Origin of the sequence: Vibrio sp. 10N.286.51.C3, assembly GCF_003050065.1 — a bacterium.
Lineage (GTDB): Bacteria > Pseudomonadota > Gammaproteobacteria > Enterobacterales > Vibrionaceae > Vibrio > Vibrio crassostreae.
The window spans coordinates 102,817-114,867 of the sequence record NZ_PIGC01000008.1 but is presented as its reverse complement, the minus strand read 5'-3'; the positions used below and the strand labels follow the sequence as shown (position 1 = coordinate 114,867).

10 protein-coding genes are annotated in these 12,051 nt (G+C 43.5%); 3 read left to right on the top strand and 7 right to left on the bottom strand.

The features are described from left to right. Window positions 1-129 precede the first annotated feature (129 nt). Window positions 130-717 (bottom strand): DUF4136 domain-containing protein, encoded by a 588-nt coding sequence (locus CWO27_RS10745; protein ID WP_048662602.1) that lies wholly within the window; start codon window positions 715-717, stop codon window positions 130-132. A 268-nt stretch (window positions 718-985) separates the two neighbouring features. Here CWO27_RS10745 and CWO27_RS10740 point away from each other — a divergent pair, with 268 nt between their 5' ends. After that, entirely contained in the window at window positions 986-1,240 is a 255-nt protein-coding gene (locus CWO27_RS10740; RefSeq protein ID WP_017068159.1) for a YgjV family protein, read from the top strand. Between the two features lie 133 nt (window positions 1,241-1,373). On the opposite strand, the gene CWO27_RS10735 is transcribed toward CWO27_RS10740, so the two are convergent. Together CWO27_RS10735 and CWO27_RS10730 are read right to left on the bottom strand one after the other, a co-directional pair. After that, the gene (locus CWO27_RS10735) at window positions 1,374-2,837 is read right to left on the bottom strand and encodes a sensor domain-containing diguanylate cyclase (RefSeq protein WP_107898954.1); all 1,464 of its coding nucleotides are present in this window, start codon (window positions 2,835-2,837) and stop codon (window positions 1,374-1,376) included. A 275-nt stretch (window positions 2,838-3,112) separates the two neighbouring features. Next, window positions 3,113-6,280, bottom strand: a complete 3,168-nt coding sequence (locus CWO27_RS10730) for a chitinase C-terminal domain-containing protein (RefSeq protein ID WP_102433482.1) — start codon at window positions 6,278-6,280, stop codon at window positions 3,113-3,115. A gap of 451 nt (window positions 6,281-6,731) precedes the next feature. Here CWO27_RS10730 and CWO27_RS10720 point away from each other — a divergent pair, with 451 nt between their 5' ends. Continuing rightward, window positions 6,732-8,318: a BCCT family transporter gene (locus CWO27_RS10720; RefSeq protein WP_029405430.1), complete on the top strand. Its 1,587-nt coding sequence runs from the start codon at window positions 6,732-6,734 to the stop codon at window positions 8,316-8,318. Between the two features lie 128 nt (window positions 8,319-8,446). Here CWO27_RS10720 and CWO27_RS10715 read toward each other — a convergent pair whose 3' ends face one another. Together CWO27_RS10715 and CWO27_RS10710 are read right to left on the bottom strand one after the other, a co-directional pair. After that, window positions 8,447-8,809 carry a RidA family protein gene (locus CWO27_RS10715; RefSeq protein WP_048660042.1) on the bottom strand — a complete coding sequence of 121 codons (363 nt, stop codon included), beginning with the start codon at window positions 8,807-8,809 and terminating at the stop codon, window positions 8,447-8,449. A 112-nt stretch (window positions 8,810-8,921) separates the two neighbouring features. After that, window positions 8,922-9,686 carry a PhzF family phenazine biosynthesis protein gene (locus tag CWO27_RS10710; RefSeq protein ID WP_170960780.1) on the bottom strand — a complete coding sequence of 255 codons (765 nt, stop codon included), beginning with the start codon at window positions 9,684-9,686 and terminating at the stop codon, window positions 8,922-8,924. Between the two features lie 196 nt (window positions 9,687-9,882). Between CWO27_RS10710 and CWO27_RS10705 the strand changes: the two genes are divergently transcribed. After that, complete coding sequence (locus CWO27_RS10705; protein ID WP_004731440.1) at window positions 9,883-10,329, top strand: DUF417 family protein; 447 nt, start codon at window positions 9,883-9,885, stop codon at window positions 10,327-10,329. A gap of 164 nt (window positions 10,330-10,493) precedes the next feature. Here the strand turns inward: CWO27_RS10705 and CWO27_RS10700 are convergent, their stop codons facing one another. Further along, window positions 10,494-11,246 carry an alpha/beta hydrolase gene (locus CWO27_RS10700; RefSeq protein ID WP_107898953.1) on the bottom strand — a complete coding sequence of 251 codons (753 nt, stop codon included), beginning with the start codon at window positions 11,244-11,246 and terminating at the stop codon, window positions 10,494-10,496. A gap of 258 nt (window positions 11,247-11,504) precedes the next feature. Beyond that, on the bottom strand, window positions 11,505-12,023 hold the full coding sequence (locus CWO27_RS10695; protein ID WP_107898952.1) for a GNAT family N-acetyltransferase: 519 nt from the start codon (window positions 12,021-12,023) through the stop codon (window positions 11,505-11,507). Window positions 12,024-12,051: the final 28 nt, after the last annotated feature.

The window sequence follows — 12,051 nt, the reverse complement described above, 5'->3', positions numbered from 1 at the left end:
AAAGAAGCGCGAACTTTACGTTGCTTTACGTATTTGTACCGTTCGTTACAAATAAAAAAGTATAATCTGCGATCTGACCATATTTTCAACAACTAATATTGACTCAACGAATGTGTCCAACACCTAACTCTATCGCTCAGGCATGCGTCTAAATAACATTTCAACAAAGCCAGTAGCGCGCTGTTTTCTTTCGCTTGGCTCTAAATCAGTTTGGATGCCAGACTGTGCTAATGCTTGCCATTGTACGACCTCAGAGTTAGGCACGAAAAACGCAATGTACAACGAACCTTTCTCCGCTACTTTACCTTCACCATCATAAAATGGCACACCAGTAGATAGCTTGATCGCATCAAAGATCGACTCATCGTTCAGTTCCGATTCTTCCGCCAACCCAAAACCGACAACAACATCGCCAACACCATCCTGTTTTAACTGGTAACCTTTATTAGAGAGTTGCTCTTGAATCGACTCACGCACTAAATCGGTAACCACAGTTTCATCGTATTTTTGAGAAAGGTAAACCTGCTCTGATTCAGGGTGCCACGAGTACGTCATCACTCCGTGTTTCATGAACTCAAAATCACCACTGGTGACCACACCATAATTGTGCGTTGGCGGCAATTCTTGAGTGGTACATGCTGTCAGTCCAATCGCTATCAAAGCTAGCTGCGCTACTTTTCTTATGCTTTTTGTTGCACAAATGGATCGTTTTATCATTCGTGGAGCCCTTACCCATATAAGAATAACTATCAATTCAACCTCCAACATAAATAGTAATTATGTTAATAGAAAGGTCATTAAACGTTTGCGTAATCGCTAACCTTCACTTCTGTCTGTTTTGGGGGTTTAATCACAAAAACAGAGTTGGTATAGTTCATCCCGTTAAACAAAACCAGACCATTCGAGGCACGGAGCTTCCTCAATCATCTCATGAAGAGAAGAATTGGTACCGACAAAGTATCGGCAAATTTAAGAGGGTCAAACAATGGAATTCAATATGGTTGAAATTTTAGGTTACGCTGCGTCTATTATGGTCGCAATTTCATTAACAATGAAAGATATCGTTCGTCTGCGTGTCCTTAACTTTATTGGCTGTGCACTCTTCACAGCATACGGCATCATGATTGACGCATGGCCAGTTGCAGCCACCAACGGCTTTATCGCTTGTGTAAACATCTACTTCCTTGCAAAAATGCAAAAGGAAAAAAAAACGGAAGCGATGAAAGCAGCGAAAGCTTAAATTAGCGATTAGCATTTCAAATAATTCAGAAAAAGCCCAAATAGAGCGATCTATTTGGGCTTTTTTGTATCTGTCGGTCTCAAGCACGATTTGTGTACATCAAATCTTCACTCACATCGAAGGTTTCAACCACTCACATGTAAGCAACGCGATATTCACTCTCTCGATACGCTTGAGTGTTATTGCGTCCACTCTCTTTGGCTTGATAAAGCGCTTTATCGGCTTTATCGATAGCGGTTTCAATATCAGTCAGTGCCGGAGCATGGCAACAACCAGCGCTGATTGTCACCGGAGACACCAAGCCTTGAAGTTGCTCAACACATAGCCGTAACGCCTCTGATAGTTCAAATAACTCATGTTCATCACAATCAAACGTCACTAAAATAAACTCTTCACCACCATATCGTGCAATCAAACGACGGCGGTTAGCAAATCTCTTGAGTGATTTTGCGACCGCACAGATAACCCGGTCACCTTGAGCGTGACCATATTGATCATTCACCCGCTTGAAATGGTCAATATCAAGCAAGATGATACCAACATTCGTTATCGGATAAGGTGAACTTTGAGTAATCTTCAGTTTTAGGTGCTCGATAAAGCTCCGTCTGCTAGGAAGCCCTGTAAGGTAATCAAGACTCGCAACATCCAAAACTTTGAGATGGCGATGCCGCAGGTAAAGCACCAACACGATAATAATGCTCAGTAAACTTACAACCAAAGCCATCAAACTAATAAACAGGAGGCTGTGATTTCGATTAAGCTCTTGTTCTAAGATACCTGCAGAAATGACCCAATTCAGATAAGGGTAAAACTTGTAGAAGATGTTTTTATTTGTCGTGCCATTGTCACTAGAAATCGAATAACTGAAGTGACCTTCGGGTTTGGTGGCGACTCGATCAATAAGCAGTTCAGACGAGTAGCCTATTAAGGATTTCAATGATTTATGTTCATAATCCGGATGAAGCACTAAGTTACCTTGCAGATCAACAATGTACACATATCCGCTCTCACCGAACGCGTACTTTCTTAGCTTGTCTTTTAAACCTTCAAGATCGACCAAATACATCAATTCTTCTTTATAAGTCGTCGCGACCAATGTATTGCCACTCGGAAGCCTCATCGAATAAGCGACTTTGGCTCGGCGGTTTATTTCATGAGGATTGGCGTGAAAGTATTCGATCATACCAGAGCCAATACTGAGCTGTTTTTGAATATGAGTAAGGTGACCGCGCTTCTTACCTTGTAAGAATGGATGATAGAGGTGGACACCTTGCGGAGACATCAAATAAATATAACCCGATTGTCCAATGTGCAATTCACTGGCAATTTGGCTTACCTGTTCAATTTCTTGCTCTGGCGTGGCATGCCATACATGAGACGCAACGGTATCCGTGATTCCTTTAAGATATGTCTTTATCGCCTCATTAACTGTGGTATCGACAATATCGTAGCTCGCATTCACAATCGTACGAAAAAACAGTTGGTTAGATTCTAATAATGACCTTTCAGTTCGATTAAATTGAACAGCGGAAAGAATCATCGACACGACGGCGAGCGCAATGGAAAAATTAAGAATGTACTTACGTCTGACCTTCAAGATTACCCCATAGATTTATAATTTCAGGTAACGCTGTGATTTCTTTTATATACAGATTGTTTTATATCATATTTTTATTTTTTACTGAACGGGCGTCGATATTTTGAGAGGTTTCTATACGCAATCTGTGACTTATAACAAAAACGCCGAGCTGGATTCAGTTCGGCGTTTTAATTTTACGCTTCAGTTATGTATTTAAATCAAACTAAGATACTGATAAATAAACTTAAAATCATTCGCATTCGTTACCTATAAATACATGATCTAGCGTTAGATTAAGAACAAACCTGAGTCCAGCTACCGTCGCTACCCGGTTCAGAGCTTGTCCACCAGTTAGCTTGGTAAATACTGCCGTTGTGAACCACTTGGTCACCCGTGTTTGCATGGCTTGGATTACCAGCCCAATCTTTCTGAGGTAGATCTGGGTAAACCGTCAAACCTGCAGTGTCGCATGTACCAGGGTTTGTGCCACCATCGCCAGGGTTACCGCCACCTGAACTGATATCACCTAATGGTAGGTCTGGTTGCTCAAAGCTAAAGGCATAATCGACACCATTCACGCTCACTGCATAGTTTGCAGGGCCTGAAATTGGCAAGTAATACACCATGTCTAGTTCATATACACCACCAGCAGGAAGATCTTCCCATGCAGGCAACGTGAACGCTACGCGGTGCATAGTACCGTCTAATCCGCCGATGTTATCCGCACGAGTATGACCCGAAGCAATCACAGACAAACCACCGCCCGATTGATCTTTCGCGTTATCAGGAGCTGATACTGGGATATCGAACTGGAACTCAGTTCCGCCCGGAAGTGCTTGCCCTGTGTTGTTCGTAAACGTGATCTTAGGGTTGATTGGGTAGTTTTGGTCACCGACTTTGAAGCCACCAACCGATACTGTGATATCTAGCGCTTCTGTTGGGATAGCGCCCGTCGCGACTTTGTTTCCATATGGTGTTGCAGACTTAAACTTATCGTAGATAGCTTTCGTCATTGTGTTACCCATGTGGAACTCACCGTTACCGCTGTTACACGCTTGTTCAGTGGTATCGATTGAAGTTCGGTTGCCGCTCGCATCGAGTACATAACAGTTATAATCCCCTGCTAGTTCCCAAAACATGATGCCGCCGATTTCTTTATCGATAACGTAGTCTGCTTTCACATCGATAGACTGCTTATCTTCTGTAGAGAGGAATACGCCCTTCTCTGCGTTCCACAACCAAGGTGCAACCGCCACGCTGTCGTAGTTACGCGTGTAAGTACCCGTTAGAACATCCGTTGGATCGTTGACAGGATCAAGCTTGTAAGCATCCGCATAAGAACCCCAAATACCTTTCTCTAGGTTCTTCGCGTGCCACATTGGGTTGGAACCCGCACCCATTTCGTTGCCTTTCGGATCGGTATCGTGCCACATGTTGTCGATACCAATTGCGCCATGACCACAGTTATTCTTCTCGCCTTCGCCTGTACCCGCCGCACATTCAGATTGATTTGGTAGCGCAGCTCGGCCCCAAAGACCATTTTCGCCACCCGTTACACCTTGCCAACCACGCGTGTAGTAAGGCACACCGATGTTAATACGACCAGCTGGCATAGAACCGCGGAAGTAATGGTAAGCCCAATCCGTGTTCAGATAACCGATACCACCGTAAGCCGCAGTGCCGTAAACGTTCCATTGTGCTAACTCTGAATCTTTACCTGTATCAAACAATGCAGCGTTATGACCAACGTGATCGTTCCACGCACCGTGAAGGTCGTAAGACATGATGTTTACGTAATCGAGGTACTTGGTGACATCAAATGTTTCCATACCGCGCAATAGGTACCCAGAAGAAGGAGCCGCGATAGTTAACATGTAATGATTGCCATCTTCAGCAGACGCTACATCAAGCTTCTCACGCAGCACTTTCATCAATACTTGGTACGAAGCCCATAGGTACTCACGACGCGGTTCCATGAAGTCTTTGTCGTATGGGTTACCCGCACCGGCCATTGACGTTGGGTACTCATAATCAATATCTAGGCCATCGAATTGATATTTACGCAGCATTTCAACCGCTGAAGTCGCGAATGTTTCAATGCCTTGATGGTTGATAGATCCATCAGCATTGGTCGTCATAGTATAGAAGCCACCATCAGCAACTCGGCTTCCGTCAGTCGCGAAGTGACCGCCCGTTTCAGCCCAACCACCAATTGAGATTAGCGTTTTAACACCATGTTTTTTCTTCGCGGTTGCCAGCGCACCAAAGTGACCTTTGAATCCTAATGCAGGGTCTACTTCTACACCCGGCCACTCTTTACCTACAGCAGCATTATTTGGATCGTTTACGTCACCAACGTTCACTTTGCCATCTGAACCGATGCTCACAAACGCGTAGTTAATATGTGTGAGTTGTTCCCAAGGAATATCATTAACCAGATAAGCCGCTTGCGGGTCGTCTCCTGCACGCCAGCTGGTGAAGTAACCAATCACACGACGAGGGTGATCCGCGCCCATTTTCTCACGGCCTTCATCATCGTAAATTGTACAGTAAGGAACATCGACACCTTGCGTTTGATACAAGCCATCAGGACGACAAGTGCTCACCGTTGGAGCGCCGTTAACTGTCAAAGAAGCCAGTGCTGAATCAGTCGTTGCGCCTTGGTTGTCTGTCGCTTTCGCGTAGACCGCTAGAGAGCCAGCTTGAGTGGTTGTGTAATCTAGCGTGTATGGGCTTGTTGCAGCTGTACCCACAAGAGCACCCGCTACGTAGAAATCAACCTTATCAACCGTACCATCGCTGTCTGCTGCCATTGCAGTTAGTGTAACTACACCACCAACATCAACAGATGTCGCTGAAAGGGCAACTGAAACTGTTGGCGCTTCATTACCTGGTTGTGCTGAATCAACAGAAACAGAAACCACACTTGCAACACTTGCTGCGCCTTCATTATCCGTTGCAACAACTGAAACTTGATGGTTGCCAGACGTTGCAGCCCAAGCCGCCTCAAATGGTGCCGCTGTCACTACTGCAACCGACGAACCATCGACAAAGAATTCTACCGAAGCAACACTGCCATCAGAGTCGAGTGCTGTTGCGCTAAGTACCACATTATCACCTTCAACAATCACATCGGATGCCGTTGGCGCTGTTAACGAAGCGGTTGGCGCTTCATTTGGTGTACCGCCGCCTCCATTGCCACTACACACATCCAGTTTTTTCCACTGTGCGTAATCACCTTCAAATTGGCTCGGGTTGTTGTTTTGATTCCAGTAATTCGCTGAGTACGCGCTGCCGTCATGTGAAACCTGATCACCACCGGTGTATACCGTGGCTGAGTCCCACGTTTCTAACGTTGAACAATCAACAGCCGCATAACTGTTGAACGCCATTAAGCATGACGCGGTTAGAGTACTGAGTGTAAAAACCTTCTTGGCCACTCTTCCTTGGTTTAGGTGCATGTTAGCTATCCCTTAAGTTGTTGTTTCAAGATGTTTAATCTAAATGGCATTTTCCTCACCACTTAAATCTCTTCGCAAAACAACTGTAGGTAACAGCGCCAATTAAACACCTAAAATATTCAGTATTTATAAAATGACTCGCATTAATTTGTTTATAGCATGCAATGAGTCGACACTTATTTTGCACCAACAACTAATATTAATTTATTTCGGAAAGCTAAAAAATAATATCTCAAAAATCGGAAATGTGATTTGGATTCGAGAAAAAAATCCGTATCAAAACTAGCCAAAAAGTAGTAATTTAAAGGCGATTTGGGATTCTTTTGGGAATTCGCCCACTTTTTGATAACAAATGTGTTAGTATCGGCGGCTTTTTTGACGAACCTCACATTTCCATGCAAGTGTGGGAGAAATACATAGGCTTGAAAGAGCCAAATATAGCGAAGAAATAATGTCCAACTTGACGCAAGTCGCCAACGAAAACATCAACGCAGAATCTACTTCTATCGATTTCAATAAAGCTCAATCTCTGGGTGAAAAACTGGAACTCGGAAACCCAGTCTTTTGGCTTAGTGGCAGTTTTTTAACCCTCTTTGTCATCCTCGCTTTTACCAACACCTCCGTGTTGTCCGAACTTGTTAACATCGGCTTCAGTTACTCAACTAAGTGGTTCGGTGCTTTCTGGCAAGTCCTACTACTTCTCAACTTCATTATCGGTTTAGTGCTTGCACTAGGTCGCACCGGCCACGTTCGCTTAGGAACGCTTGCCCTACCTGAAATGACCACCTTCAAATGGATGTCTATCGTCCTATGTACGCTGCTAGCTGGCGGCGGTGTGTTCTGGGCAGCTGCAGAGCCTATTGCTCACTTTGTTTCGGCTCCGCCACTTTATGGCAACGCTGATCCACAAGCGATGGCGTTTAACGCTCTATCACAATCTTTCATGCATTGGGGTTTCCTTGCATGGGCAATCTTAGGTGGCTTGTCTTCTATCGTGTTAATGCATCTGCATTACGACAAAGGCCTTCCTCTTAAACCTCGCACTCTTCTTTACCCTCTACTTGGCGACAAGGCAATCAACAGCTGGGTGGGTAACGTAGTAGACGCATGCAGCATTGTTGCTGTAGCCGCAGGTACTATCGGCCCTATCGGTTTCCTTGGTCTACAAATCAGCTACGCATTGAGCGAACTGTTTGGTATTTCAGACAGCTTTGCAACTCAAAGTGTCGTTATTATCTTTGCTATCGCTATGTACACATTGTCTGCATTAAGTGGCGTGAACAAAGGCATCCAACTGGTTAGCCGTTACAACATCATCTTGTCTGTGTGTCTAATCGGCTACATCCTTCTAGTAGGCCCAACAAGCTTCATCGTTGACGGTTACCTACAAGGCATGGGTGAAATGATTGATAACTTCATCCCAATGGCGCTTTACCGCCAAGATACAGCATGGCTAGGTGGCTGGACTGTGTTCTTCTGGGGGTGGTTCTTAGGTTACGGTCCAATGATGGCTATCTTCATTGCTCGCATCTCTCGTGGCCGCACTATTCGCCAAATGATCGTATCTATCAGCATCGTTGCACCGCTTGTAACGTGTTTCTGGTTCAGCATCGTTGGTGGTAGTGGTTTAGCGTTTGAATTAGAGAACCCAGGTGTGATTTCTAGCGCGTTCGAAGGGTTCAACCTTCCAGCAGTTCTTCTAGCAATTACTGCGCAACTGCCGTTCCCTACTCTGATTGCGATTCTGTTCCTTATCCTGACGACCACGTTTATCGTGACGACAGGTGACTCAATGACTTACACAATCAGTGTAGTAATGACGGGCACAACAGAGCCGAATGCAGCAGTACGTACCTTCTGGGGTATCATCATGGGTGCCGTAGCTATTGCACTTATCTCGATGGGCTCTGGCGGCATCTCTGCTCTACAGTCATTTATTGTGATCACAGCCGTTCCTGTATCGTTTATCTTGCTGCCGTGTTTATGGCACGCACCGAAGATCGCGAAGCAGATGGCAAGAGATCAAGGCATCGCTTAATTCCTAATCCGATTTAGTCTCGGTTAGCCTTTAAAACGAAAAAGCCACTCAAGTGATTCACCTGAGTGGCTTTGTTTTATCTGTTCGTTACTTGTATTGACGAAGCTTATTTCTACCGATAGTTCGGCTTATTGAAACTTTTCACCCGCAGCAACCATAAACGACATCTCAACCAATAGCTCTGGGTTTGCCAGTTCAGCTTTTACACACGCTCGGCTTGGTGCGCTACCTTCAGGGAACCATGAATCCCACACTTCGTTCAGTGCATCGAAGTTCGCGAAATTTGTTAGGTAAATTGTCACCGACAATACGCGAGATTTATCGCTGTCGACCAAGCTCATCATTTCTTCAGCTTGATCAAAAATTTGCTGAACCTGGCTCTTAATTCCTGCCGATGTATCCGTCTCTGGTACTTCAACAAAGCTTGCGATGCCATTAAATACGGTTACATCTGACCAACGCTTGGTCGGGTTAATTCTATGGATTTTCACGTGCGATTCTCTTCTTATAATTAGGATTTACTTCAGCGTAATCTAATCCAAATTCCTAATATTGAAAACATAAATTAGAAAGCTCTACCTCTCGAGTGAGATAACCATTCTGTTATGGACGGCGCTCAACTCGTGCCGACACCACAATTGAAGAGTCTGTCTTCCTCTCAACTTCAAAACAACCGCCATAGCTTGAAAGCTGACGAACTGAAAGTTTGTCTTTTCCTAGCTTATCAAACCAATATGGAGCCAGTGAACATTGTGCCGAACCTGTTGCTAAATCCTCCGAAATACCGATTTTCGGCGCAAAATAGCGCAGAACATAACTGTCATCTGAACTTTTGGCTGTCACCATCACCGCATGCAGATCTTTAATTTGTTTATATAATTCAAAGTCAGGCGAAAAATTCTTTACGGCTTCCTCTGAATCCAAAATCAGCACTAAATCTCTTGTAGAAAAAGCTTCGACAACAGATTGATTTAAAGCCGCTAAATCAATAGGAACATCGCTTAACTGCGAGTAGGGTTTACCCTTCCAGCTTGGCAGTTCTATTTGAGACAAGCCTTCTTTTCTATAAATCACGACCTGTCCATAATCACTATTTAGTGTAATCTCATTGAGCTTATACTTTTCGATCAAACTAGTGCCTGCAGCCAAACTACCATGACCACAAAGGTTTATCTCACCATCTAAGGCAAACCAACGAATATCGAAAGCATTCCCTGATTTCACGACGAAAGCTGTGATTGGCAGTGCGAGTTGATGCGTTACTTCTAGTAATTCCGAGTCGGCTAACCATTGGCCAAGTTCTACGACCCCACAAGGGTTACCTTTCGCTGACTCCCCACCAAATACATCATATATAAACGCTTTGATAACCTATCTCCTTATTCTGTCATCTAAAGCTCTCATTCAAAGCTCTAGTCTCTTTTTCTTTACACAAATCATTAGCATAGAGAACACCAGAAGTGCCAAGCATTATGAATCATATAGAAAAGTAATACTCTCACAGCGAAATTAATTTTGCACTAGTGCGGTCATATTCAGGGATTTTATTAAATGGAGTACTTTTATGCATGTTCAAACCTATGATTTAAAACAGAGTAATGTGGGATATAACCTTGGTGTGATTGGCGTAGCATTAGTGCTCGCTTGGATTGGTATTTACAAGTTTACGCCAACCGAAGCGATGCTCATTGAACCGCTAATCGCAAATCATCCTGCAATGAACTGGCTTTATAATCTGTTCTCAGTACAAGCGGTGTCTAACATGGTAGGTGGCGCGGAGATCATTGTCGCGATTGGACTGATCGTTGGATTTAAGAAACCGACAATTGCTTTCTATTCAGGCATTGCTGCAGCGGCTATCTTTGTTGTGACACTCAGCTTCTTAATTACAACGCCAAACGCTTGGAAAGTATCGGATGGCATCTTAGTCACTAACTTCTTCCTAGTGAAAGATATTCTATTTTTGGCGATCGCGATTAGCGTAATCGAACGTAACAAACCTCAGAAGTAACCGTAAATGTATAAGTGGCCGTAACTAGAAGTAACCTTAAACCTTGAAATAAAAAGACTCGAAGCTGGCTAGAAGGACGCTGCCAGCTTCTAATGTATAAGGCGATAATCGATAAGGTCGTCTACTCCGAGTACAGTTATCACGCACTAATGGTTTAGATGTTTCTACTCAACTTTTACTCTCAACTCTTCGCACGCTAAGCCATCCAAAAAGCCAATAATAATGTCATTCGTACTTTGCTTGGCGAGATTAGAGCCATAATCACTTAAATCCATATGTTTAGAGTCTGGAATCTCAACAACACAACTACCATATTGCTTTTGCTCTGATTCAGTCGGCAGTACACCCTCCTTAGTAGGGTATTCAGTTGCTCGAATGGAAAGCACTCGGATATTTTCACTTTTAGGTAAAGTGACTCGTTTATGGTCGAGCGTAATTAACTGAGAAACATAACTTTTATTTTCGTTACTCAACCATGTAGAAATATCGCCACCATTCGAATGCCCGACCAAGGTTAACTTGTCAAAATCATAAGTAGGGAAACGACTCGCTAGCTCATGTTGAAGTACGTTGAGAGTTTGTGCCCCTCGCGTCCAATTCTCAATTCGTGTTTTATACAAGTCACCAGTCTTCGATAAAGGAGGATCACTTGGTAGTTCGTGATCGACATAAATGGTCATGTAACCCCTATCGTTGAGCATTTCTCCAACAAAACCATATTTGGTAAATGGAACTCGATTACCAGCACTTATAAAAGCCACATTGCACTGTTCTGTCGTTGTACAACTGTCAGAATTTTGAGGTAAAACGACCTCTAGAGGTATAGAGCGATCTCTTGTTGAATCAACAATGACCATTGACTGCGCTACCGCAGACAGAGATAAGGCACCTAAGCAAACACCTATTAAATACTTCATATAACACCATGTAATACATACAAAAAAGATAGACAGGTTAACGATCGAGTCTATCTTGTTAGAATCTGGCTAATATTAGTCACACTGATATGCATAACAAGAGAGATATGAATAAATCACGTAGAATTAACAAGTTAGAGCGATAAGTGAGCACTAAACTTTGAGTATCAAAGAAGACTCAGTTAGAAGTTAGATACGCACAACGATAAACCAAGTAATTCCTTATATGAGGATAGGATCGGCATTGATAGTATTCACTTAAGCAGATAACGCTTTACGATAATAATTGGCGTTTTGATTTTGCCCTTTGAACACGGCGTAACTTTCAACGCGCTCAACTAACTCAAAGCCCGTATTGGATAAAATTTTATTTGAGCCAACATTACCCACTAGCGCATAGGCATCAACATATTTAAGGGAAGAATTCTCGGCCAAGTAGATAAGTAACTTCCTCACCGAATTGGACGCAATACCTTTAGAACCAAATGCGTGACCTACTCGATAACCTAGTTCTCCACTTTCAGCGTTCTGGTCGATATCACGAACGTTGATTCGCCCACAAATAGTGCCATTAGCGTCTTTGATCAACATAGGAATCATCTCGCCATTGCCATACTCTGTTAGAAAACTCGTGACTTGTTCAGCAACGCCCGCATAAGAATAGAAACTGTCTTCCCGAGCTGGGACAAATTGCTCAAACCACTCTCTATTTTCGACTTCAAACTCCAATAAAGCACGAACATCGCTTGGCTGAAGTAAGTGTAAAAATACATCCATAATCAATACTCTGGCGCTTATCTAAAAA

What these genes read in the sequence shown, in the direction of transcription:
- CWO27_RS10720 (WP_029405430.1), top strand. Translation starts at nt 6,732, where the DNA reads ATGTCCAACTTGACGCAAGTCGCCAACGAAAACATCAACGCAGAATCT.
- CWO27_RS10695 (WP_107898952.1), bottom strand. Translation starts at nt 12,023, where the DNA reads ATGGATGTATTTTTACACTTACTTCAGCCAAGCGATGTTCGTGCTTTA.
- CWO27_RS10740 (WP_017068159.1), top strand. Translation starts at nt 986, where the DNA reads ATGGAATTCAATATGGTTGAAATTTTAGGTTACGCTGCGTCTATTATG.
- CWO27_RS10700 (WP_107898953.1), bottom strand. Translation starts at nt 11,246, where the DNA reads ATGAAGTATTTAATAGGTGTTTGCTTAGGTGCCTTATCTCTGTCTGCG.
- CWO27_RS10705 (WP_004731440.1), top strand. Translation starts at nt 9,883, where the DNA reads ATGCATGTTCAAACCTATGATTTAAAACAGAGTAATGTGGGATATAAC.
- CWO27_RS10730 (WP_102433482.1), bottom strand. Translation starts at nt 6,280, where the DNA reads ATGCACCTAAACCAAGGAAGAGTGGCCAAGAAGGTTTTTACACTCAGT.
- CWO27_RS10745 (WP_048662602.1), bottom strand. Translation starts at nt 717, where the DNA reads ATGATAAAACGATCCATTTGTGCAACAAAAAGCATAAGAAAAGTAGCG.